Raw genomic sequence first — 23,780 nt, 5'->3', positions numbered from 1 at the left:
CGACCCGGGGATGCCGTGAGCCCACAGGCGTCCGGCACCCCGGTGTGTGCGTGCCTTCGCGGGGGCGGGTCCCCACTTAACTTCGTGGCCGCTTGGGCGCATACCCGGCGCGGGGCGGTTGGACAGGGAGAATCGACAAGGTGGCAGCACCGAAGAAGGGCCGAGGCGCGGCCGGCGGTCAGGGGAAGCCGGGACGTTCCCTGGCGCTGATCCTGATCGCCATGGTCGCCCTCACGGGCGGGATGTTCCTGGCCCATCAGCCGACGCCGAGACTCGGCATCGACCTGGCCGGCGGCACCTCCATCACGCTGGAGGCCAAGGCCGAGCCGGGCCAGGAGCAGGCGATCAACAAGACCAACATGGACACCGCGGTCGACATCATGAACCGCCGTGTCAACGGTCTTGGGGTCAGCGAGGCCGAGGTCCAGACCCAGGGCAATCGCAACATCATCGTCAACATCCCCAAGGGCACGAACTCCGCCGAGGCCAGGGCGCAGGTCGGCACCACCGCCAAGCTGTACTTCCGGCCGGTGCTGACGGTCGCCCCGGGCGCGCCCACTCCGGAGCCCAGCGCCTCGCCCTCCGGCAAGGCCAGCAGCTCGCCCTCGCCCAAGGCGTCCGCCTCCGAGAAGGCGACGGACGGCGACAAGGCCGCCAGCCCCTCGTCCAAGCCGTCCGCGTCCGCCACCACCCAGGGCCGCGCGGTCACCGGCGCCCTGAAGGCCGACTCCTCGCCGTCGCCGAAGGCCAGCGCCACGCCGAAGGCCAGTGAGTCCGCGTCCGCCGAGGACCAGGCCGCCGCCGCCAAGCTCCAGAAGCAGTTCGAGTCGCTCGACTGCTCCAGCAAGGCGTCCCGTGCCGAGGCCGCCCGGGGCAGCAAGGCCGGTGACACGGTCGTGGCGTGCAGCCAAGAGGGCGACATGAAGTACGTGCTCGGCCCGGCCGAGGTGTCCGGCACCGAGGTCGACAGCGCCAAGGCCGCCTTCGACCAGCAGCGCGGCATGTGGATCGTCCAGATGGAGTTCTCCGGCAAGGGCTCCAAGCAGTTCCAGACGATCACCAAGAAGCTCTCCACGCAGCAGGAGCCGCAGAACCAGTTCGCCATCGCGCTGGACGGCGAGGTCGTCTCCGCCCCCCGGGTCAGCGAGCAGCTGAGCGGCAGCGCCGAGATCTCCGGCAGCTTCAACCAGGACTCCGCCGAGGCCCTGGCCAACCAGCTCTCCTACGGTGCGCTCCCGCTCTCCTTCAAGGAGCAGAGCGTCACCACCGTCACCGCCGCGCTCGGCGGCGAGCAGCTGCGGGCCGGGCTCATCGCCGGCGCCATCGGCCTCGCCCTCGTCGTCGTCTACCTGGTGGCCTACTACCGCGGTCTGGCGTTCATCGCCCTGCTCAGCCTCCTGGTCTCCGGCATCCTCAGCTACACGATCATGTCGCTGCTCGGCCCGGCCATCGGCTTCGCGCTGAACCTGCCCGCCGTCTGCGGTGCCATCGTGGCCATCGGTATCACCGCCGACTCCTTCATCGTGTACTTCGAACGCGTGAGGGACGAGATCCGCGAGGGCCGTACGCTGCGCCCCGCCGTGGAACGCGGCTGGCCGCGCGCCCGGCGCACCATCCTGGTCTCCGACTTCGTGTCGTTCCTCGCCGCCGCCGTTCTCTTCGTGGTGACGGTCGGCAAGGTCCAGGGCTTTGCGTTCACGCTGGGTCTCACCACCCTGCTCGACGTCGTCGTGGTGTTCTTCTTCACCAAGCCGCTCATGACGATCATGGCCCGCAAGAAGTTCTTCGCCTCGGGCCACCCGTGGTCCGGTCTGGACCCGAAGCGCCTCGGCGCCAAGCCGCCGCTGCGCCGCTCCCGCCGTGTCAACGCCCCCACCGAACCGAAGGAGGCGTGAGATGTCGCGACTCGGGAATCTCGGCGCCCGTCTCTACCGAGGCGAGGTCGGCTACGACTTCATCGGCAAGCGCAAGATCTGGTACGGCGTCTCCGTCCTGATCACCATCACCGCCATCCTCGGCCTGGTGGTCAGCGGCCTGAACATGGGCATCGAGTTCAAGGGCGGTGCCGTCTTCACCACCCCGAAGACGAGCGTGTCCGTCTCCGAGGCGGAGGACCTGGCGTCGGACGCCTCCGGCCACCAGGCCATCGTCCAGAAGCTCGGCAACGGCGGTCTGCGCATCCAGATCACCGAGGTCGACACCCAGAAGTCCGACGAGATCCAGGACAAGCTCGCCCAGGACCTCGACGTCCCGCGCGAGAAGATCGCGGCCGACCTCGTCGGTCCCAGCTGGGGCGAGCAGATCGCCAACAAGGCGTGGACCGGCCTCGGCGTCTTCATGGTCCTGGTCGTGATCTACCTGGCCATCGCCTTCGAGTGGCGGATGGCGCTGGCGGCCCTCGTCGCGCTGATCCACGACATCACCATCACGGTCGGTGTCTACGCCCTGGTCGGCTTCGAGGTCACCCCGGGCACCGTGATCGGTCTGCTGACCATCCTCGGTTACTCCCTCTACGACACGGTCGTCGTCTTCGACAGCCTCAAGGAGGGCACGAAGGGGATCACCAAGCAGACCCGGTGGACGTACAGCGACGTCGCCAACCGCTCGATCAACAGCACGCTGGTCCGCTCGATCAACACCACCGTCGTCGCCCTGCTGCCGGTCGCCGGTCTGCTGTTCATCGGTGGCGGTGTCCTAGGCGCCGGCATGCTGAACGACATCTCGCTGGCCCTCTTCGTCGGCCTCGCGGCCGGTGCGTACTCCTCGATCTTCATCGCCACCCCGCTGGTCGCCGACCTCAAGGAACGCGAGCCGCAGATGAAGGCCCTGAAGAAGCGGGTCCTCGCCAAGCGCGCGGCCGCCGCAGCCAAGGGCGAGGCCACCGAGGCCGAGCAGGCCGAGCAGGCCGAGCTGGACGGGGCCGGCCACGAGGACGCCGCCCCCGCCGGTGCGGTCGTCGGTCAGCGCCGGGAGCCCAGGGGCCACGGCCGCACCCACGGGAAGCACTGATGACCAGCACCACCGACAGCACCAGGGAGCTCCTGCTCAGCCGCATCCGGGACGTGCCGGACTACCCGAAGCCGGGCGTGATGTTCAAGGACATCACCCCGCTGCTCGCGGACCCGGTCGCCTTCACGGCCCTCACCGACGCTCTCGCGGAGCTGTGCCTGCGGCACGGCGCCACGAAGATCGTCGGCCTGGAGGCCCGCGGCTTCATCCTGGCCGCCCCCGTCGCGGTCCGGGCCGGCCTCGGCTTCGTACCGGTCCGCAAGGCCGGGAAGCTGCCGGGGGCCACGCTCAGCCAGGCGTACGAGCTGGAGTACGGCACCGCCGAGATCGAGATCCACGCGGAGGACCTGTCCGCCGACGACCGGATCATGGTCATCGACGACGTGCTCGCCACCGGCGGCACCGCCGGCGCGTCCCTGGAGCTCATCCGCCGGGCCGGCGCCCAGGTCGCCGGGGTCGCCGTCCTCATGGAGCTGGGCTTCCTGGACGGCCGGGCCCGCCTGGCCGACAGCCTGCGCGGGGCCCCGCTGGAGGCCCTGATCACGGTCTGAGGACCGGCCGCACCACCATCGACGGGCACCCGGGAACAACCGGGTGCCCGTCGGCGTTGTGAGGGCTCTCACGGTCCCCGGGGGAGGACCGGCCGCCGGGTCGTTACGATGGCCCTTCCGGGTGTGTCCGGATCCGCACGAGGAGCGCTCTTGCCAGACGAGGCCCAGCCAGTCGCCGCCCCGCAGCCCGACAAGCCCGCGGCGGCCTCCGCCACGCCCGCGAAGCAGCAGCCCGCGGAGAAGCCGAAGCCTCCGGCGCCCCAGCCCGGCACGGGCCCGGCGCCCGCCGAGGCCAACGGCCCCGCGCCCGCTTCGCCCGCCCAGCCGGCCGCGCCCGCCCCGACCGCGCCCAAGCCCCCCGCGAAGCCCGCCGGCGGGTCCACCTCGCCCACCGGCCCGGCCTCCCGCTCCGGCGGCTCCTCCAACCGGGTCCGGGCCCGCCTCGCCCGCCTCGGCGTCCAGCGCTCCAGCCCGTACAACCCGGTCCTCGAACCGCTGCTGCGGATCGTCCGCGGCAACGACGCCAAGACCGAGACCGCCACGCTGCGCCAGATCGAGCGGGCCTACCAGGTCGCCGAACGCTGGCACCGCGGCCAGAAGCGCAAGAGCGGCGACCCGTACATCACGCACCCGCTCGCCGTCACCACGATCCTCGCGGAGCTGGGCATGGATCCGGCCACCCTGATGGCCGGGCTCCTGCACGACACGGTCGAGGACACCGAATACGGCCTGGACACCCTGCGCCGCGACTTCGGCGACCAGGTCGCCCTGCTGGTCGACGGTGTCACCAAGCTGGACAAGGTCAAGTTCGGCGAGGCCGCGCAGGCCGAGACCGTGCGCAAGATGGTCGTCGCCATGGCCAAGGACCCGCGCGTCCTGGTCATCAAGCTCGCCGACCGGCTGCACAACATGCGCACCATGCGGTATCTCAAGCGGGAGAAGCAGGAGAAGAAGGCCCGCGAGACGCTGGAGATCTACGCCCCGCTCGCCCACCGCCTGGGCATGAACACCATCAAATGGGAGCTGGAGGACCTCGCCTTCGCGATCCTCTACCCCAAGATGTACGACGAGATCGTGCGGCTGGTGGCCGAGCGCGCGCCCAAGCGCGACGAATACCTCGCCATCGTCACCGACGAGGTCCAGGCCGACCTGCGCGCCGCCCGCATCAAGGCCACCGTCACCGGACGGCCCAAGCACTACTACAGCGTCTACCAGAAGATGATCGTGCGGGGCCGCGACTTCGCCGAGATCTACGACCTGGTGGGCATCCGGGTCCTCGTGGACACCGTCCGCGACTGCTACGCGGCGCTCGGCACCGTGCACGCGCGATGGAATCCGGTCCCCGGCCGGTTCAAGGACTACATCGCGATGCCCAAGTTCAACATGTACCAGTCACTGCACACCACGGTGATCGGCCCCAGCGGCAAGCCCGTCGAGCTCCAGATCCGTACCTTCGACATGCACCGCCGCGCCGAGTACGGCATCGCCGCGCACTGGAAGTACAAGCAGGAGGCCGTCGCGGGCGCCTCCAAGGTGCGCACCGACGTCCCCAAGAACAGCGGGCGCGGCCAGGACACCGTCAACGACATGGCGTGGCTCCGCCAGCTCCTGGACTGGCAGAAGGAGACCGAGGACCCCAGCGAGTTCCTGGAGTCGCTGCGCTTCGACCTCTCGCGCAACGAGGTCTTCGTCTTCACGCCCAAGGGCGACGTCATAGCGCTGCCGGCCGGGGCGACCCCGGTCGACTTCGCCTACGCCGTCCACACGGAGGTCGGCCACCGCACGATAGGAGCACGGGTCAACGGACGGCTCGTGCCGCTGGAGTCCACGCTCGACAACGGCGACCTCGTGGAGGTCTTCACCTCAAAGGCGGCCGGTGCCGGGCCCTCCCGCGACTGGCTCGGCTTCGTCAAGTCGCCCCGGGCCCGCAACAAGATCCGCGCCTGGTTCTCCAAGGAGCGCCGCGACGAGGCGATCGAGCAGGGCAAGGACGCCATCGCGCGGGCCATGCGCAAGCAGAACCTGCCGATCCAGCGCATCCTGACCGGCGACTCGCTGGTCACGCTGGCGCACGAGATGCGCTACCCCGACATCTCGTCCCTGTACGCCGCGATCGGCGAGGGCCATGTCGCCGCCGCGGGCGTCGTGCAGAAGCTGGTCCAGGCCCTCGGCGGCGAGGACGCGGCCAACGAGGACCTGGAGGAGAGCACCCCGCCCTCCCGCAGCCGCGCCAAGCGCCGCTCCAACGCCGACCCCGGGGTCGTCGTCAAGGGCGTCGAGGACGTGTGGGTCAAACTGGCCCGCTGTTGTACGCCCGTGCCCGGCGACCCCATCATCGGCTTCGTCACCCGGGGCAGCGGCGTCTCCGTACACCGCGCCGACTGCGTGAACGTCGACTCGCTCTCCCAGCAGCCGGAACGGATCCTGGACGTCGAGTGGGCGCCCACCCAGTCCTCGGTCTTCCTGGTCGCCATCCAGGTCGAGGCCCTGGACCGCTCCCGGCTCCTGTCGGACGTCACCCGGGTCCTCTCGGACCAGCACGTCAACATCCTGTCCGCCGCCGTGCAGACCTCCCGCGACCGGGTCGCCACCTCGCGCTTCACCTTCGAGATGGGCGACCCGAAGCACCTCGGCCACGTCCTGAAGGCGGTACGGGGTGTGGAGGGCGTCTACGACGTCTACCGGGTGACCTCGGCCCGCCGGCCGTAGCCGCGTACATGAGAGGGGCCCCTCCGCACGAGTGCGGAGGGGCCCCTCTCATGAAGCACGGGAGCCGGATCAGCCGCCGAACTCCTCCAGGCCCTTGAGCGCCTGGTCGAGCAGGGCCTGCCGGCCCTCCAGCTCACGGGCCAGCTTGTCCGCGCGGGCGTTGTTGCCCGAGGCGCGGGCGGCGTCGATCTGGCCGCGCAGCTTGTCCACGGCCGCCTGGAGCTGTCCGGTCAGACCCGCGGCGCGGGCCCGCGCCTCCGGGTTCGTCCGGCGCCACTCGGCCTCCTCGGCCTCCTGGAGCGCCCGCTCCACCGCCTGCATCCGCCCCTCGACCTTCGGACGGGCGTCACGCGGTACGTGGCCGATGGCCTCCCAGCGCTCGTTGAGGGCCCGGAACGCGGCCCTGGCCGCCTTCAGGTCCCTCACCGGCACCAGCTTCTCGGCCTCGTCGGCGAGCTCCTCCTTCACCTTGAGGTTCTCGCCCTGCTCCGCGTCGCGCTCCGCGAAGACCTCGCCACGGGCGGCGAAGAAGACGTCCTGGGCACCGCGGAAACGGTTCCACAGTTCGTCCTCGGCCTCGCGCTGGGCGCGGCCCGCCGCCTTCCACTGGGTCATCAGGTCGCGGTAGCGGGCGGCCGTGGTCCCCCAGTCCGTGGACCCGGAGAGCGCCTCGGCCTCCACGACCAGCTTCTCCTTGACCTTGCGGGCCTCCTCGCGCTGGGCGTCCAGCGAGGCGAAGTGGGCCTTGCGGCGCTTGGAGAACGCCGAGCGGGCGTGCGAGAAGCGGTGCCACAGCTCGTCGTCGGACTTGCGGTCGAGCCTGGGCAGGCCCTTCCACGTGTCCACGAGGGCGCGCAGCCGCTCGCCCGCGGAGCGCCACTGCTCGCTCTGCGCCAGCTCCTCGGCCTCGGCGACCAGGGCCTCCTTGGCGTGCTTCGCCTCGTCGGCCTGCTTCGCCTTCTGGGCCTTGCGCTCCTCGCGCCGCGACTCGACCGTCGCGACGAGCGCGTCCAGCCGCTTGCGCAGCGCGTCCAGGTCGCCGACGGCGTGGTGCTCGTCGACCTGGGTGCGCAGGTGCTCGATGGCGGTCGTCGCGTCCTTCGCGGACAGATCGGTGGTCTTCACCCGCCGTTCGAGGAGGCCGATCTCGACCGCAATGCCCTCGTACTTGCGCTCGAAGTAGGCCAGCGCCTCCGCCGGTGAACCGGCCTGCCACGATCCGACGACCTGCTCGCCGTCGGCTGTACGCACGTACACGGTGCCCGTCTCATCGACACGGCCCCACGGGTCGCTGCTCACAGCGCCTCCTCCACCTGATGCCCGTGAGGGGGTCACCCCCCTGGCATCGTCCACAGTTTCCTGGGGCGGGCACCGCCCGCCCTGCACCACGCCAATCTAGGCGACGGGCCGCCCGGCTGTCCGCACTCAGCACGGCCGGATTTATTCGCTGCCCGGCGGGCCCGCCCCCGGGATCACACCTTGTCGACGGTCAGCTTCGAGATGTTCACGGCCTTCTTCGGCGCACCGTCGGGGCCACCGCCGTCCACCCCGGCCTTGCCGACGGCCGCCACGGTCTTCAGCGACTCCGCGTCCATCGTGCCGAACGGCGTGTACGTGGGCGGCAGCTTGCTGTCCTTGTAGACCAGGAAGAACTGGCTGCCGCCGGTGTGCGCCTGGCCGGTGTTGGCCATCGCCACCGTGCCCGCCGGGTACGTCACCGAGCCGTCCGCGCCCGCCTTGCCCAGCGCGGTCAGGTTCTCGTCGGGGATGGTGTAGCCCGGACCGCCCGTGCCGTCGCCCTTGGGGTCGCCGCACTGCAGGACGTAGATGTTCTCCGTGGTCAGCCGGTGGCACTTGGTGCCGTCGAAGAACTTCTTGTCGGCCAGCGACTTGAAGGAGTTCGTCGTGTGCGGGGTCTTCGATGCGTCCATGGTGAACGCGATGCCGCCCTGGCTCGTCTTGAGCGACATCGTGTACTTCGCGTTCTTGTCGATCTTCATCGCCGGCTCGGGCTTCGCCTCCTCCGTGGGGGAGGGCGAGGGCGACGCCTCGGCCGACGGGCTCTGGCTCGCCGCCGCGTCCGTCTTGTCCTTGTCGTCGTCCCCGCTGGTGGCGAGGTACGTCGCGCCGCCGATGATCGCCACCACGGCGACGGCCGAGGTGATGGCGAGCGTCAGCACCCTCGTCCGGCGCCGGGCGTCCTCCCGGCGCCGCTGCTGCCGCTCGTACTTCTCCCGGGCGAGCTGCCGCCGCCGCTGATCGCTGGTGACCACCGGGTGTTCTCCTTGTACGTCGTGTGTTCGGGCCTGGGTCGCCCCGTACGGTATATGGGTTAGCTGTGGAATGAGGAGCGCCGGTAGGCTCTGAACTGCTGTGACTTCGCGGTCGCTCTTCCGCGCAGGACTACCGATTGAGGACGATCGTGCTGATTGCCGGGTTCCCCGCCGGGGCCTGGGGGACCAACTGTTACCTGGTCGCCCCCGCCGCGGGTGAGGAGTGCGTGATCATCGACCCGGGCCACCAGGCCGCCGCCGGAGTCGAGGAAGCGCTGAAGAAGCATCGGCTCAAGCCCGTCGCCGTCGTTCTCACGCACGGCCACATCGACCATGTCGCTTCGGTCGTCCCGGTCTGCGGGGCGCACGACGTCCCCGCCTGGATCCACCCCGAGGACCGCTACATGATGAGCGACCCGGAGAAGGCGCTCGGCCGCTCCATCGGGATGCCGCTCATGGGCGAGCTGACGGTGGGGGAGCCGGACGACGTCCAGGAGCTGACGGACGGCGCCCGCCTGAGCCTCGCGGGCATGGAGTTCGGCGTTTCGCACGCGCCCGGCCATACCAAGGGGTCGGTGACGTTCAGGATGCCCGAGAGCCCGGAGGTCCCCCCGGTCCTCTTCTCGGGCGACCTGCTCTTCGCCGGCTCCGTCGGACGCACCGACCTGCCCGGCGGCGACCACGCCGAGCTCCTCGAGTCGCTGGCCCGTGTGTGCCTGCCGCTCGACGACTCGACCGTGGTGCTGTCCGGCCACGGCCCCCAGACGACCATCGGCCGCGAGCGCGCCACCAACCCGTTTCTGACCGGGATGACCGGTGTGGACGCGCCCCGACGAGGAATGTGACGAGAGCGACATCGTGAGCACCTTCAAGGCCCCCAAGGGCACGTACGACCTGACCCCGCCGGACTCCGCGACGTACCTGGCGGTGCGCGAGGCGATCGCCGCCCCGCTGAAGAACTCCGGCTACGGCTACATCGAGACTCCCGGTTTCGAGGACGTGGCCCTCTTCTCCCGCGGCGTCGGCGAGTCCACCGACATCGTGACCAAGGAGATGTACACCCTCACCACCAAGGGCGGCTCCCAGCTCGCCCTGCGCCCCGAGGGCACCGCATCGGTGCTCCGCGCGGCCCTGGAGGCCAACCTCCACAAGCTGGGCAACCTGCCGGTCAAGCTCTGGTACTCCGGCTCGTACTACCGCTACGAGCGTCCGCAGAAGGGCCGCTACCGCCACTTCTCGCAGGTCGGGGCCGAGGCCATCGGCGCCGAGGACCCGGCCCTGGACGCCGAGCTGATCATCCTCGCCGACCAGGCGTACCGCGCGCTGGGCCTGCGCGAGTTCCGGATCCTGCTGAACTCGCTGGGCGACAAGGAGTGCCGTCCCGTCTACCGGGACGCGCTCCAGGGCTTCCTGCGCGAGCTGGACCTGGACGAGGAGACCCGCCGGCGCATCGAGATCAACCCGCTGCGGGTCCTCGACGACAAGCGCCCCGAGGTCCAGAAGCAGCTGACCGGCGCCCCGGTGCTGCGCGACTTCCTCTGCGACGCGTGCAAGGCGTACCACGAGCAGGTCCGCGACCTGCTCAACGAGGCCGGGGTGATCTACGAGGACGACGAGAAGCTGGTCCGTGGCCTCGACTACTACACGCGCACCACCTTCGAGTTCGTGCACGACGGTCTCGGCTCGCAGTCCGCTGTGGGCGGCGGCGGGCGCTACGACGGGCTCTCCGAGATGATCGGCGGCCCGGCGCTCCCGTCGGTCGGCTGGGCGCTCGGCGTGGACCGCACGGTCCTCGCCCTGGAGGCCGAGGGCATCGAGCTGGACCTGCCCTCCGCCACCAGCGTCTTCGCGGTCCCGCTCGGCGAGGAGGCGCGCCGGGTCCTGTTCGGCGTCGTCACCCGGCTGCGCCGGGAGGGCGTGGCCGCGGACTTCGCGTTCGGCGGCCGGGGGCTGAAGGGCGCCATGAAGAGCGCCAACCGTTCGGGCGCCCGGTTCACGATCGTGGCCGGCGAGCGCGATCTGGCCGAGGGCCACGTCCAGCTCAAGGACATGGAGTCCGGCGAGCAGACGCCGGTCCCCGTCTCCGACGTGGTCGAGACGGTCCGCGCGCGCCTGGCGTGAGACGTGCGGGGGCGGGCGGCCGCGCCCACCCCCGGCACGTCAACCCGGTGGGCGTGGATTCATCCCGCACGGTGATTCCATCCGTGCGGGATGTGACGCCCGGGGGAGGGACCGGCTGAGTGCGACGGCCCTCGTCGCGGCTGCGGGGCCCGGGATCCGCCTCCGGACGGGCCCGCCACGGTGCGTACGTTTTTATGTGCATCGAACGGAAGAGCGGCCGAGTCGTACGGCACAATGACCCTGCCCCAGCAGGCTACTCAGTGACGGAAACGGCGATATGACGACTGCAGCGGTTGACCATCCCTCCTCCGACCAGGACGAGAGGGGCGGGAAGCGGACCATCGGCGGCAGCCGCGCGCTGGCCATCCTGCTCGTGATCACGGGCGCCGCCGGAACGCTCGCCGCATGGGTCATCACGCTCGACAAGCTCAAGATGATGGAGGACCCCTCCTTCGTCCCCGGCTGCAGCCTCAACCCCGTGGTCGCCTGCGGCAACATCATGAAGAGCGAGCAGGCGTCCGCCTTCGGCTTCCCCAACCCCTGGCTCGGCATGGTCACCTACCCGGTGATCATCGGTATCGGCCTGGCCCTGCTCGCCGGAGCCCGCTTCCGCTCCTGGTACTGGCTCGGCATGAACGCGGGCACGCTGTTCGGCGTCGGCTTCTGCACCTGGCTCCAGTACCAGTCGCTGTACAACATCAACTCGCTGTGCCTGTGGTGCTGCCTGGCCTGGGTCGCCACCATCTTCATGTTCTGCTACGTCACCACGCACAACATCCGGCACGGGATCATCCCCGCGCCCTCCTGGCTGCGCAACGGCCTGACCGAGTTCCACTGGGTGCCCCCGGTGCTCTGGATCGGCATCATCGGCATGCTGATCCTGACCCGCTGGTGGGACTTCTGGACCAGCTGATCCCACGCACCCGCCCTCGCACCGCCGGGCCACCGGCCCGGCCGCGTTGTCAGTGCGGTGACATAGGCTTCGAGACGTGGAGCCCGACCTTTTCACCGCCGCCGCCGAAGACCGCCAGGAGAAGGATCCGTCCAGCAGCCCGCTGGCCGTCCGGATGCGTCCGCGTACGCTCGACGAGGTCGTCGGCCAGCAGCATCTGCTCAAGCCGGGTTCGCCCCTGCGCCGCCTGGTCGGCGAGAGCGGCGGCGGACCGGCCGGGCCCTCGTCGGTCATCCTCTGGGGCCCGCCCGGCATCGGCAAGACCACCCTCGCGTACGTGGTCAGCAAGGCGACGAACAAGCGGTTCGTGGAGCTCTCCGCGATCACCGCGGGCGTCAAGGAAGTGCGTGCCGTGATCGAGGGCGCCCGCCGCGCCACCGGGGGCTACGGCAAGGAGACCGTCCTCTTCCTGGACGAGATCCACCGCTTCTCCAAGGCCCAGCAGGACTCCCTGCTCCCCGCCGTCGAGAACCGCTGGGTCACCCTGATCGCCGCGACCACGGAGAACCCGTACTTCTCCGTCATCTCCCCGCTCCTCTCGCGCTCGCTGCTGCTGACGCTGGAGCCCCTGACCGACGACGACCTGCGCGGCCTGCTGCACCGCGCCCTCACCGACGAACGCGGCCTCGGCGGCGCGGTGACCCTCCCGGAGGACGCCGAGGAGCACCTGCTGCGCATCGCCGGGGGCGACGCCCGCCGCGCGCTGACCGCCCTGGAGGCCGCGGCCGGGGCCGCGCTGTCCAAGCAGGAGGAGGAGATCACCCTCCTCACCCTGGAGGAGACCGTCGACCGGGCGGCCGTGAAGTACGACCGGGACGGCGACCAGCACTACGACGTGGCCAGCGCCCTGATCAAGTCCATCCGGGGCTCCGACGTGGACGCGGCCCTCCACTACCTGGCCCGCATGATCGAGGCGGGGGAGGACCCGAGGTTCATCGCCCGGCGGCTGATGATCTCGGCCAGCGAGGACATCGGCCTCGCCGACCCGACGGCGCTGCCCACCGCGGTCGCGGCCGCCCAGGCGGTGGCCCTGATCGGCTTCCCCGAGGCGGCGCTCACCCTCAGCCACGCCACCATCGCCCTGGCCCTCGCCCCCAAGTCCAACGCGGCGACGCTGGCGATCTCCGCCGCCCGCGAGGACATCCGCAAGGGGCTGGCCGGCCCGGTCCCGGCCCATCTGCGCGACGGCCACTACAAGGGCGCCGCCAAGCTGGGCCACGCCCAGGGCTACGTCTACCCGCACGACGTCCCCGGCGGTATCGCCGCCCAGCAGTACGCGCCGGACGCGGTGAGCGACAAGCAGTACTACCGCCCCACCCGCTACGGCGCCGAGGCGCGGTACGCGGACGTGGTGGACCGGGTCAGGGAGCGGCTGGGCCGGACGGACGGCGAGGCCGGGACGGGCGGCACGGCCTGAGTCCCGGGCGCGTGCCCCTCAACGGGCGGCGGCCGCGAAGAGCGTGTGCATGGCGTGGCTGAGCTCCACCACGTCCCGCACCGGCCGGGGGAACTCGAAGCGCGCGTCGAAGCAGTTGCCGCCCCGCTCGCGGAAGCGCACCCGCAGCCCGAGCCGGTCCAGGGCCAGGGGCACCACGTCCGGCCGGTGCCCGGCGCAGGTGCACACCGCCCGCTCCCCGAGCAGCTCGCACAGCACCGTCAGCTCCTCGCCGTGTGCCGCGTACAGATGCTGGAGCAGGTCCGCCTCGTGCGCGGCGAGCGGGTCGGGGGCGGCGTCGCGGAAGCTGTCGGCGTCCACGCCCTCCACGCCCCACAGGTCGTCGATGTGCGCCTCGTCCGTCTCCAGGCACAGCATCGTCCGCCCGGGGCCCGCCATCCCGGGGACGGCGGTCAGCCGGCCGCTGACGCGGGCCCGGCCCCGGATACGGTGGGGTACCGAGACCGGAGCGACGTCCGTGATCTCCAGCACGGCCGGCAGCCCGTCGTCCCGGGCGTGCGCCGCGGCCCGTACGGCCGGGGAGTCCGCGGGGAATTCCAGGAACAGGTCGCCGTCCGGGCCCACGCCCCGGGACAGCGGCATCAGCTGGTCCGATCCCGCCGCTTCGAGCCCGGGAACGAGCAGTACCGCGGAGCAGGTACTCTGTACGAGAGTTCGTGTGCGCTCGGCTGCTGACGGCATCCGTGTGTTTTCAAGCCCGCTGGGACGCGGCTGACCACGATCTGATCGGTCCTCCGTCATCTCGACGCCTTCAGGCGCGTCGATGCTGTCTGTGCTGTCCGTGACGTGTGTGGTGTTCCCAGGGCGAGACATGCGATCTCCTTGAGTAAGGTGAGCCTAACCTAACCTACAACGGAGGTCTGGAGAACGTGCCTAATCAGTCGCGTCCCAAGGTCAAGAAGAGCCGCGCGCTCGGCATCGCGCTGACGCCGAAGGCGGTCAAGTACTTCGAGGCCCGCCCCTACCCGCCGGGCGAGCACGGCCGCGGCCGCAAGCAGAACTCGGACTACAAGGTCCGTCTGCTCGAGAAGCAGCGTCTGCGCGCGCAGTACGACATCAGCGAGCGCCAGATGGCGCGTGCCTACGACCGCGCCAAGAAGGCCGAGGGCAAGACGGGCGAGGCGCTGGTCGTCGAGCTCGAGCGCCGTCTCGACGCGCTGGTCCTGCGTTCGGGCATCGCCCGGACCATCTACCAGGCCCGCCAGATGGTCGTCCACGGTCACATCGAGGTCAACGGTGGCAAGGTCGACAAGCCGTCGTTCCGCGTCCGCCCGGACGACGTCGTCCAGGTCCGCGAGCGCAGCCGCTCCAAGGTCCCCTTCCAGGTGGCCCGCGAGGGTGGTTACGACACCGACGGCGAGACCCCGCGTTACCTGCAGGTGAACCTGAAGGCCCTGGCCTTCCGCCTTGACCGGGACCCGAACCGCAAGGAAATCCCCGTGATCTGCGACGAGCAGCTCGTCGTCGAGTACTACGCCCGCTGATCCAGGCGTAGCCGCTCTTCACCGGCGCTCAGGCCCGCCCCTTCCCGTTCCCCGGGGAGGCGGCGGGCTTTCGCTTTCTCTCCTGCCAGCAGCGCCCTGGCCACCGCCGCGTCCGGTGCCAGCTCCCCGCCCGCGCCGAGCGCCGCCGCGTACCGCGTCCCGCCCAGCTCCCGCAGGGCCAGTTCCTCGCAGCGGGCCCTCGGCGCCCCGTAGTACGCCGAGCCGAACAGCGGCAGCCCCACCGAGGGCCAGATCCGGTCGGCGGCCCCCTGGAGCAGTGCCGCCTCGGCCGCGTCCCCCTCGGTGACCGTGACCAGGGCCAGCAGTTCGAGGGCGAGGACCGTGCCGAGCAGGTCGTGGAAGCCGTGGCTGATCGCCAGTGATTCGAGGAGCAGCCGCCGGGCCCCCTCCGGGTCGCCCCGCTCCAGGGCGGCGTAGGCGAGGACGTACAGCGCGTAGCTCAGGGCCCACCGCTCGCCGTGGTCCTCGCAGATGTCCCGGACCTCCTCGCAGATCGCGACGGCCCGCTCCGCGTCCCCCAGGAAGCCGGTGGCCATGGCCAGTTCGACCTGGGCCATCAGGACGTTGCTGTTCAGCTCCCCCAGCTCCCGGTAGCGGCCGAGCGCGTCGGCCAGGAGACCCCGGGCGCGCTCCATGTCGTCGGTGACCAGGGCCAGGCAGCCGGTGCGGTGCACGGCGTACGCGGCGGCGGTGGCGTCACCCGCGGCCTCGGCCTCCTCCCGGCATTCCGTCAGCGCGGAGATCGCCCCCACCGGGTCCCCCTGGAGGACCGCGACGTACCCCAGCACCCACAGGGCCTTCAGGCGCGAGGAGTCGTACGGGGTCTCCTCCTCCAGCACGTGCTCCAGCCAGTGCCGGCCCTCCGAGAGGCGCCCGCAGCCGACCCACAGGAACCACAGCGTGCCCGCCAGGTACTGCGCCAGATGCGCGTCCTGCGGGCTCTCCAGCGAGCACTCCATGGCCCGGCGCAGATTCGGCAGCTCGCTCTCGGCCCGGGCCGCGACCTCCGCCTGCCGGGGGCTGAACCAGTCCAGCTCGCACCAGGTCGCAAGGCCCAGGAACCAGTCACGGTGCCGCCGGCGCAGCCGGTCCGTGTCCCCGGTGGCGGCCAGCCACTCGGCGCCGTACTCGCGCACGGTGTCCAGCATCCGGTAGCGGGTGCCGGCGGGGGAGTCCTCACGCAGCACCACGGACTGGGCCAGCAGCCCGGTCAGCACATCGAGCACCGAGTCGGCGGGGAGGTCGGGCCCGCTGCAGATGTACTCGACGGCCTCCAGGTCGAACTGCCCGGCGAAGACCGAGAGCCGGGCCCACAGCAGCCGCTGCGGCGGGGCGCACAGCTCATGGCTCCAGCCGATGGCCGTCCGCAGCGTCTGGTGCCGCTCCAGCGCGCCCCGGGTGCCCCCGGTCAGCAGCCGGAAGCGGTCGTCCAGCCGTTGCAGCACCTGCTCGGTCGACAGGGCCCGCAGCCGTCCCGCCGCCAGCTCCAGGGCCAGCGGGATGCCGTCGAGCCGGCGGCAGAGCTCCCGGGCGTGGTCGCGGTCGTGCTCGGTCAGCCGGAAGTCCGGGCGCACCCCGGCGGCCCGCTCGGCGAACAGTCGGAGCGCGTCCTCGTCGGTCATGGTCGCGAGCGGGTGGACGGCCTCGCCCGCCAGCTCCAGCGGAAGCCGGCCCGCCGCGAGGACCCGCAGCCGCGGGGCGCGCCGCAGCAGCTCCCGTACCAGCGCGGCGCAGTCGTCCACCAGGTGTTCGAAGCCGTCAACCACCAGGAGGAGGTCGCGGCCGGCGCAGTGCTCGACGATGGCGGCGCGGGGCGGCCGGGTGGTGTGGTCGGTGAGCCCGAGCGCCTCGGCCACGGCGTGCTCCAGCAGGTCGGCGTCGTGGACGGCGGACAGCTCCACCAGCCATACCCCGTCGCAGTACCGTTTCTCCATCAGCGCTGCCGCTCTGGTGACCAGGCGGGTCTTGCCGACGCCGCCCACCCCGGTCACGGTGACGAGCCGGGACTCGTCGAGGGAGCGGGCGAGAGCGGCCAGCTCGCTCTCGCGTCCCACGAAGTCGTTCAGCTCGGCGGGCAGATTGCCCGGGTGCGGGTGCGCGGCGGTGTCGTCGGCGGCGGCCGGGGTACCGGAGTCGTCGGCGGGCGGAGAAGGGCGCTGAGGGCGTCGCATGAGACACGCAGAGTACTGGCTTGAAAGCGCTCCGTACAATCTCGTCGCCCGGATCCCCGGCGCTTGCCCGGTCATGCGGTACGGGGCGCGAGCCCCGGCGCGATAGGCTCGGGGGAAGGTGACCGGCCACCCCGACGGCCCTCGCCGCAGAGCAAGAGAACAAGACAGAGACAGACGACAAGCCAGAGAGCGCGGTGCACTGTGTCCGGTGGTGAGGTGGCCGGGATCCTGGTGGCCGTCTTCTGGGCGATCCTGGTTTCGTTCCTCGCCGTCGTGCTGGTGAGGCTCGCCCAGACGCTCAGGGCGACCACCAAACTCGTGGCGGACGTGACCGAACAGGCCGTCCCCCTGCTCGCGGACGCCTCGGCGACCGTACGCTCCGCGCAGACCCAGCTCGACAAGGTCGACGCCATCGCGACGGACGTGCAGGAAGTCACCTCCAACGCCTCCGCGCTCTCCACCACGGTCGCCTCCACCTTCGGCGGGCCGCTGGTCAAGGTCGCCGCGTTCGGCTACGGGGTCCGGCAGGCCATCGGCCGCCGGTCCGCCCCCGGACCGGAGGCGCAGTCCCGGCGCTCGGTGATCGTCGGCCGGACCGTCCCCTCCGCACGCGGCAGGAAGCGCGGCGGCCGAAATTCCCGCGGATCTAAGGACTGACGCAGCGATGTTCCGCCGTACGTTCTGGTTCACCGCCGGCGCAGCCGCCGGGGTATGGGCCACCACCAAGGTCAACCGGAAGATCAAGCAGCTGACCCCCGAGAGCCTCGCGGCGCAGGCCGCCGACAAGGCGATCGTGGCGGGTCACAAGCTCAAGGACTTCGCGCTGGACGTCCGCGAGGGCATGGTCAGGCGCGAGGCCGAACTCGGCGAGGCGCTGGGCCTGGAAGCGGCGGACCCCCGCGAACTGCCCCCGGCGCGCCGCCCGGCCGTCGAGGCGGCCCACGCGGACCCGCACCCGGCCCCCGCCACCTACCGCAAGCTCCCCTACCACTCGTACAACCGGAATGAGGACCACTGATGGAGTCGGCAGAAATTCGTCGCCGCTGGCTGAGCTTCTACGAGGAGCGCGGTCACACCGTTGTCCCTTCGGCGTCGCTCATCGCGGACGACCCGACTCTGCTGCTGGTCCCCGCCGGCATGGTGCCGTTCAAGCCCTACTTCCTCGGCGAGGTCAAGCCGCCCGCGCCGCGCGTCACCAGCGTGCAGAAGTGCGTGCGTACGCCGGACATCGAGGAGGTCGGCAAGACCACCCGGCACGGCACCTTCTTCCAGATGTGCGGCAACTTCTCGTTCGGCGACTACTTCAAGGAAGGCGCCATCGCGTACGCCTGGGAGCTGCTGACCAGCTCCGTGGCGGACGGCGGTTTCGGGCTCGACCCCGAGCGCCTGTGGATCACCGTCTACCTGGACGACGACGAGGCCGAGGCCATCTGGCGCGACAAGATCGGCGTCCCGGCCGAGCGCATCCAGCGCCTGGGCAAGAAGGACAACTTCTGGTCCATGGGCGTCCCCGGCCCATGCGGCCCGTGCTCCGAGATCAACTACGACCGCGGCCCCGAATTCGGCGTCGAGGGCGGCCCGGCCGTCAACGACGAGCGGTACGTGGAGATCTGGAACCTGGTCTTCATGCAGTACGAGCGCGGCGCGGGCGAGGGCAAGGACGACTTCCCGATCCTCGGCGACCTGCCCTCCAAGAACATCGATACCGGTCTCGGACTCGAACGCCTCGCGATGATCCTGCAGGGCGTGCAGAACATGTACGAGACGGACACCCTGCGCGTCGTCATGGACCGCGCGACCGAGCTGACCGGTGTGCGTTACGGCGCCGCCGAGTCCACCGACGTCTCGCTGCGCGTGGTCGCCGACCACATCCGCACCTCCGTCATGCTCATCGGCGACGGCGTCACCCCCGGCAACGAGGGCCGCGGCTATGTGCTGCGCCGCATCATGCGCCGTGCCATCCGCAACATGCGCCTGATGGGCGCCACCGGTTCCGTCGTCCGCGAGCTGGTCGACGTCGTGGTCAACACGATGGGGCAGCAGTACCCGGAGCTGATCACCGACCGCAAGCGCATCGAGACCGTCGCGCTCGCGGAGGAGGCCGCCTTCCTCAAGGCCCTCAAGGGCGGCACCAACATCCTGGAGACCGCCGTCACCGAGACCAAGGCCGCGGGCGGCACGGTCCTCGCCGGCGACAAGGCGTTCCTGCTCCACGACACCTGGGGTTTCCCGATCGACCTCACCCTGGAGATGGCCGCCGAGCAGGGGCTCTCCGTGGACGAGGACGGCTTCCGCCGCCTCATGCAGGAGCAGCGGGCCAAGGCCAAGGCCGACGCCAAGGCCAAGAAGACCGGCCACGCCGACCTGTCCGCCTACCGCGAGGTCGCCGACAACTCCGGCGTCACCGAGTTCACCGGCTACACGATGACCGAGGGCGAGTCGACGATCGTCGGCCTCCTCGTGGACGGTGTCCCCTCGCCCGCCGCCACCGAGGGCGACGAGGTCGAGGTCGTGCTCGACCGCACCCCGTTCTACGCCGAGGGCGGCGGCCAGCTCGCCGACCAGGGTCGCATCCGGCTCGACAGCGGCGCCGTGATCGTGGTCCGCGACGTCCAGCAGCCGGTCCCGGGCGTCTCCGTGCACAAGGGCTCCGTCCAGGTCGGCGAGGTCACGGTCGGCGCGTCCGCGTACGCGGCCATCGACTCCACCCGCCGCCGCGCCATCGCCCGCGCGCACAGCGCCACGCACCTCACGCACCAGGCGCTGCGCGACGCGCTCGGCCCGACGGCCGCCCAGGCCGGTTCGGAGAACTCCCCGGGCCGCTTCCGCTTCGACTTCGGTTCGCCGGCCGCCGTTCCCGGCACGGTCCTCACCGACGTCGAGCAGAAGATCAACGAGGTGCTGGCCCGCGAGCTGGACGTGCAGGCCGAGGTGATGTCGATCGACGAGGCGAAGAAGCAGGGCGCCATCGCCGAGTTCGGCGAGAAGTACGGCGAGCGGGTCCGCGTCGTCACCATCGGCGACTTCTCCAAGGAGCTGTGCGGCGGTACGCACGTCCACAACACCGCCCAGCTCGGTCTGGTCAAGCTGCTCGGTGAGTCCTCCATCGGTTCCGGCGTGCGCCGCATCGAGGCCCTGGTCGGCGTGGACGCGTACAACTTCCTGGCCAAGGAGCACACGGTCGTCGCCCAGCTCCAGGAGCTGGTCAAGGGCCGCTCCGAGGAGCTCCCGGAGAAGATCGCGGGCATGCTCGGCAAGCTGAAGGACGCCGAGAAGGAGATCGAGAAGTTCCGCGCGGAGAAGGTCCTCGCGGCCGCCGCCGGTCTCGTGGACTCCGCGAAGGACGTCCGGGGCGTCGCCCTGGTCACCGGCCAGGTGCCGGACGGCACCTCCGCCGACGACCTGCGCAAGCTCGTCCTCGACGTGCGCGGCCGCATCCAGGGCGGCCGCCCGGCCGTCGTCGCGCTGTTCACCACGGCCAACGGGCGCCCGCTGACCGTCATCGCGACCAACGAGGCGGCCCGCGAGCGCGGCCTCAAGGCCGGCGACCTCGTCCGTACCGCCGCGAAGACCCTCGGCGGCGGGGGCGGCGGCAAGCCGGACGTCGCGCAGGGCGGCGGCCAGAACCCGGAGGCGATCGGCGACGCCGTCGCGGCCGTCGAACGCCTCGTCACCGAGACGGCGTGACGCCGGGCATGACGCAGATGCGCCGCGGTCGCCGGCTGGCGATCGACGTCGGGGACGCCCGGATCGGGGTCGCCTCGTGCGACCCCGACGGGATCCTCGCGACGCCGGTGGAGACCGTGCCGGGACGCGATGTCCCGGCCGCCCACCGGCGGCTGGGACAGATCGTCGCGGAGTACGAGCCGATCGAGGTCGTCGTCGGGCTGCCACGCTCCCTGGGCGGCGGCGAGGGCCCGGCCGCCGCCAAGGTCCGCGCTTTCGCGGATGTGCTCGCCCGAGCGGTCGCACCCATTCCGGTGCGCTTGCTGGACGAGAGGATGACCACAGTGACGGCGACGCAGGGGCTGCGCGCCTCAGGCGTGAAGTCCAGAAAAGGCCGATCCGTCATCGACCAGGCTGCCGCTGTGGTGATCCTTCAGAACGCTCTGGAGTTCGAGCGCGCTTCGGGCCGTCCGCCGGGCGAGGCCGTCGAAGTGGTGGTGTGATCGCGTTACGGTAACGTTCCGCGCGATGCGGCGGTGTTCGAAAAAAACACCGCACAGCAAAGAGACGGAACATCGTCTCGCGGCTCAAGGGGATCGATGACTGAGTATGGCCGGGGCCCCGGCTCCGAACCGTGGCATCCCGAGGACCCCTTGTACGGGGACCAGGGGTGGGGCGGCCAGCAGCCTGCCCACGGCCAGGCCCAGTACGACGACCAGAACCAGTACGACGGCACGAACGAGTACGGCGCCCAGCAGCAGTACCCGCAGGGCCAGTACGACCCGTACCAGCAGCAGCCGCACGACCCGTACGCCCAGCAGGACCCGTACGGGCAGCAGCACGATCCGTACGCGCAGCAGCATCAGCAGCAGGACCCGTACGCCCAGCAGCAGTACCAGCAGCAGGCGTACGGGAACCAGCACCCGCAGGACCCGTACGGGAACCAGCACCCGCAGGACCCGTACGGGCAGCAGCCCCAGCAGCCGCAGCCCGGCTACGACACCGGCTGGGACGCGGGCCAGCAGGCGGTGCCGCCGTACGAGGGCCAGCCCGTCGCCACGTACGGCTACGGCGAGACGAACGACTACTACGGCACCCCTGACGCCTATCCGCCGCCGCAGCCCCCCGGCCGCCGCGAGGCCGCTCCCGCCGAGGCGCCCGAGGCGGCACCGGACTGGGACCCGGAGGAGCCGCCGGAGGAGACCCACCCCTTCTTCACGGGCGTGGACGAGAAGGACGGCCGCAAGGCGCCCCGGGACGACGACTACGACGACGATGACGACGACCGCGACGCCCGCGACGGGGGCGGCGAGCGCCGGGGCAAGGGCAAGAAGAAGAAGGGCCGCAGCGGCTGCGCGTGCCTGGCCGTCTCCCTCGTCCTGGTCGCCGGCGTCGGCGGCGCGGGCTACTACGGCTACTCCTTCTACCAGGACCGCTTCGGCCCCGCCCCCGACTACTCGGGCAGCGGCTCCGGCTCGGTCGAGGTGGAGATCCCGAAGGGCGCGTACGGGTACGACATCGGCAACATCCTGAAGAAGGCCGGCGTCGTGAAGAGCGTCGACGCCTTCGTCTCGGCGCAGAACGAGAACCCGAAGGGGAAGGGGATCCAGGCGGGGGTCTACCTCCTCCACTCGGAGATGTCGGCGGCCGAGGCCGTGAAGATGATGGTGGACCCGAAGAGCCAGAATCTTCTGATCATCCCGGAGGGCACGCCGAACCGGCTGGTGTACGCCTCGATCGACAGGAAACTGGGCGTCACCAAGGGGACGACCGCCACGGTGGCCAAGAAGGAGTCGGGCAGCCTCGGCCTGCCGGACTGGGCGAAGAATCACAAGGACGTCCTCGACCCCCTGGAGGGATTCCTCTACCCGGCCGCGTACCCGGTCACCAAGGGCATGAAGCCGGAGACCGTCCTCAAGTCGATGGTGTCCCGCGCCAACGAGGAGTACGAGAAGGCGGACCTGACGGAGAACGCCAAGAAGCTGAAGCTCGAGAGCCCCTGGCAGCTGATCACCGTCGCCAGCCTCGTCCAGGCCGAGGGCAAGTACAAGCACGACTTCGACAAGGTCGCACGGGTCGTCTACAACCGGCTCAAGCCCAACAACGTCGAGACCAACGGTCTGCTCGACTTCGACTCCACCGTGAACTACGCGAAGAAGTCGAGCACGCTCGACATCGGTCCGGTGTCGGAGCAGCGGAACTTCAAGCACCCGTACAACACGTACTACGTGCACGGTCTGCCCCCCGGGCCCATCAACAACCCGGGCGATGCCGCCCTGCATTCGGCGATCAAGCCCACCCCCGGGCCCTGGTACTACTTCGTCTCGGTGACCGAGGACAAGACGGTCTTCGCCGTGACCAACGAGGAGCACAACCGGAACCGGGCGAAGTACGAGAAGGAGCAGTCGGGTCAGTGAGCACCCAGCACCGCGCGGCCGTCCTCGGCGCCCCCATCGCCCACTCGCTCTCCCCGGTCCTCCACCGGGCCGCGTACGCCGAACTCGGCCTCGACCACTGGTCGTACGACCGGTTCGAGGTCGACGAGCAGGCGTTGCCCGGGTTCATCGAGGGGCTGGACGGGAGCTGGGCCGGGCTCTCACTCACCATGCCGCTGAAGCGGGCGGTCATCCCGCTGCTCGACGGGATCACCGACACCGCCGCCTCCGTCGAGGCGGTGAACACCGTGGTGTTCGGCGAGGACGGCCGCCGCACCGGCGACAACACCGACATCCCCGGCATGGTCGCGGCCCTGCGCGAACGCGGCGTCGAGAAGGTCGAGTCCGCCGCGATCCTCGGCGCCGGCGCCACCGCGTCCTCCGCGCTGGCGGCGCTGTCCGGCATCTGCGCCGGACCCGTCACCGCGTACGTCCGCAGCGCGGCCCGCGCCGACGAGATGCGCGGCTGGGGCGAACGGCTCGGCGTCGACGTCCGCATCGCCGACTGGGCCGAGGCCGAGCGGGCGCTCGCCGCGCCCCTCGTCATCGCCACCACCCCCGCCGGTGCGGCCGACGCCCTGGCCGAGGCCGTACCGGAGCGGCCCGGCACGCTCTTCGACGTGCTGTACGAGCCCTGGCCCACCCGGCTCGCCTCCGCCTGGGCCCAACGCGGCGGTGCAGTCGTCGGAGGTCTCGACCTCCTCGTGCACCAGGCGGTCCTCCAGGTCGAGCAGATGACGGGCCGCTCGCCCGCCCCGCTCGCCGCCATGCGCAAGGCCGGGGAAGAGGCGCTGGCCGCCCGCTGACGCCCGCCCGGCTCCGCCCGCGCCGTCCGTCTGCTGGACCGACGGCGGGCCGGGGGCCCCGGCCGTGGGAGGATCGGGGGCGGCGGGCCAGGGCCGCGCACCCGGTCGCGCCGCTGGATTTCAGGC

At 71.0% G+C, this 23,780-nt stretch carries 19 protein-coding genes; 15 read left to right on the top strand and 4 right to left on the bottom strand.

Annotated features, from left to right (window positions below):
- Positions 1-140 precede the first annotated feature (140 nt).
- The 4 genes from secD to ABZ565_RS14975 all read left to right on the top strand — a co-directional run bounded on the left by secD (position 141) and on the right by ABZ565_RS14975 (position 6,269).
- On the top strand, positions 141-1,895 hold the full coding sequence (secD, locus tag ABZ565_RS14990; protein WP_361025601.1) for a protein translocase subunit SecD: 1,755 nt from the start codon (positions 141-143) through the stop codon (positions 1,893-1,895).
- A 1-nt stretch (position 1,896) separates the two neighbouring features.
- The gene (secF, locus tag ABZ565_RS14985; protein WP_361025598.1) at positions 1,897-3,009 is read left to right on the top strand and encodes a protein translocase subunit SecF; all 1,113 of its coding nucleotides are present in this window, start codon (positions 1,897-1,899) and stop codon (positions 3,007-3,009) included.
- Positions 3,009-3,560 (top strand): adenine phosphoribosyltransferase, encoded by a 552-nt coding sequence (locus ABZ565_RS14980; protein ID WP_361025595.1) that lies wholly within the window; start codon positions 3,009-3,011, stop codon positions 3,558-3,560. The genes secF and ABZ565_RS14980 overlap by 1 nt, the downstream gene beginning before the upstream one ends.
- Positions 3,561-3,710: 150 nt before the next feature.
- Positions 3,711-6,269, top strand: coding sequence for a bifunctional (p)ppGpp synthetase/guanosine-3',5'-bis(diphosphate) 3'-pyrophosphohydrolase (locus ABZ565_RS14975; RefSeq protein ID WP_361025592.1), 2,559 nt, complete (start codon positions 3,711-3,713; stop codon positions 6,267-6,269).
- 69 nt (positions 6,270-6,338) lie between these two features.
- Here the strand turns inward: ABZ565_RS14975 and ABZ565_RS14970 are convergent, their stop codons facing one another.
- Complete coding sequence (locus ABZ565_RS14970; RefSeq protein WP_361025589.1) at positions 6,339-7,568, bottom strand: DUF349 domain-containing protein; 1,230 nt, start codon at positions 7,566-7,568, stop codon at positions 6,339-6,341.
- A 173-nt stretch (positions 7,569-7,741) separates the two neighbouring features.
- Positions 7,742-8,542 (bottom strand): peptidylprolyl isomerase, encoded by an 801-nt coding sequence (locus ABZ565_RS14965; RefSeq protein ID WP_361025586.1) that lies wholly within the window; start codon positions 8,540-8,542, stop codon positions 7,742-7,744.
- A 149-nt stretch (positions 8,543-8,691) separates the two neighbouring features.
- Between ABZ565_RS14965 and ABZ565_RS14960 the strand changes: the two genes are divergently transcribed.
- From ABZ565_RS14960 to ABZ565_RS14945, 4 genes are all read left to right on the top strand, one after another.
- On the top strand, positions 8,692-9,387 hold the full coding sequence (locus tag ABZ565_RS14960; RefSeq protein ID WP_361025583.1) for an MBL fold metallo-hydrolase: 696 nt from the start codon (positions 8,692-8,694) through the stop codon (positions 9,385-9,387).
- Between the two features lie 13 nt (positions 9,388-9,400).
- Positions 9,401-10,663 carry a histidine--tRNA ligase gene (hisS, locus tag ABZ565_RS14955; RefSeq protein ID WP_361025580.1) on the top strand — a complete coding sequence of 421 codons (1,263 nt, stop codon included), beginning with the start codon at positions 9,401-9,403 and terminating at the stop codon, positions 10,661-10,663.
- A gap of 277 nt (positions 10,664-10,940) precedes the next feature.
- Positions 10,941-11,576: a vitamin K epoxide reductase family protein gene (locus ABZ565_RS14950; RefSeq protein ID WP_361025577.1), complete on the top strand. Its 636-nt coding sequence runs from the start codon at positions 10,941-10,943 to the stop codon at positions 11,574-11,576.
- Positions 11,577-11,652: 76 nt separating this feature from the next.
- Positions 11,653-13,032 carry a replication-associated recombination protein A gene (locus ABZ565_RS14945; protein WP_361025574.1) on the top strand — a complete coding sequence of 460 codons (1,380 nt, stop codon included), beginning with the start codon at positions 11,653-11,655 and terminating at the stop codon, positions 13,030-13,032.
- Between the two features lie 18 nt (positions 13,033-13,050).
- Here the strand turns inward: ABZ565_RS14945 and ABZ565_RS14940 are convergent, their stop codons facing one another.
- The gene (locus ABZ565_RS14940) at positions 13,051-13,752 is read right to left on the bottom strand and encodes a DUF2470 domain-containing protein (protein WP_361025571.1); all 702 of its coding nucleotides are present in this window, start codon (positions 13,750-13,752) and stop codon (positions 13,051-13,053) included.
- Between the two features lie 188 nt (positions 13,753-13,940).
- Here ABZ565_RS14940 and rpsD point away from each other — a divergent pair, with 188 nt between their 5' ends.
- Positions 13,941-14,555 (top strand): 30S ribosomal protein S4, encoded by a 615-nt coding sequence (gene rpsD, locus ABZ565_RS14935; protein ID WP_018524225.1) that lies wholly within the window; start codon positions 13,941-13,943, stop codon positions 14,553-14,555.
- Here the strand turns inward: rpsD and ABZ565_RS14930 are convergent.
- On the bottom strand, positions 14,543-16,747 hold the full coding sequence (locus ABZ565_RS14930) for an AAA family ATPase (RefSeq protein ID WP_361025566.1): 2,205 nt from the start codon (positions 16,745-16,747) through the stop codon (positions 14,543-14,545). The genes rpsD and ABZ565_RS14930 overlap by 13 nt on opposite strands.
- A gap of 216 nt (positions 16,748-16,963) precedes the next feature.
- Between ABZ565_RS14930 and ABZ565_RS14925 the strand changes: the two genes are divergently transcribed.
- The 6 genes from ABZ565_RS14925 (at position 16,964) to ABZ565_RS14900 (ending at position 23,654) form a co-directional block, all read left to right on the top strand.
- Complete coding sequence (locus ABZ565_RS14925; RefSeq protein ID WP_361025563.1) at positions 16,964-17,404, top strand: DUF948 domain-containing protein; 441 nt, start codon at positions 16,964-16,966, stop codon at positions 17,402-17,404.
- A gap of 7 nt (positions 17,405-17,411) precedes the next feature.
- Positions 17,412-17,765, top strand: coding sequence for a DUF6167 family protein (locus ABZ565_RS14920; RefSeq protein ID WP_361025560.1), 354 nt, complete (start codon positions 17,412-17,414; stop codon positions 17,763-17,765).
- Positions 17,765-20,434: an alanine--tRNA ligase gene (alaS, locus tag ABZ565_RS14915; protein ID WP_361025557.1), complete on the top strand. Its 2,670-nt coding sequence runs from the start codon at positions 17,765-17,767 to the stop codon at positions 20,432-20,434. Before ABZ565_RS14920 ends, alaS begins: the two co-directional genes overlap by 1 nt.
- A complete protein-coding gene (gene ruvX, locus ABZ565_RS14910) occupies positions 20,431-20,916 on the top strand; it encodes a Holliday junction resolvase RuvX (protein ID WP_361025554.1) in 486 nt (161 codons plus the stop codon). The genes alaS and ruvX overlap by 4 nt, the downstream gene beginning before the upstream one ends.
- A 96-nt stretch (positions 20,917-21,012) precedes the next feature.
- Positions 21,013-22,830 (top strand): endolytic transglycosylase MltG, encoded by a 1,818-nt coding sequence (mltG, locus tag ABZ565_RS14905; RefSeq protein WP_361025551.1) that lies wholly within the window; start codon positions 21,013-21,015, stop codon positions 22,828-22,830.
- Positions 22,827-23,654, top strand: coding sequence for a shikimate dehydrogenase (locus tag ABZ565_RS14900; protein ID WP_361025548.1), 828 nt, complete (start codon positions 22,827-22,829; stop codon positions 23,652-23,654). The genes mltG and ABZ565_RS14900 overlap by 4 nt, the downstream gene beginning before the upstream one ends.
- Positions 23,655-23,780 lie beyond the last annotated feature (126 nt).

Origin of the sequence: Streptomyces sp. NPDC016469, assembly GCF_040632905.1 — a bacterium.
GTDB lineage: Bacteria > Actinomycetota > Actinomycetes > Streptomycetales > Streptomycetaceae > Streptomyces.
This window is presented reverse-complemented; position numbering and strand designations above follow the sequence as displayed.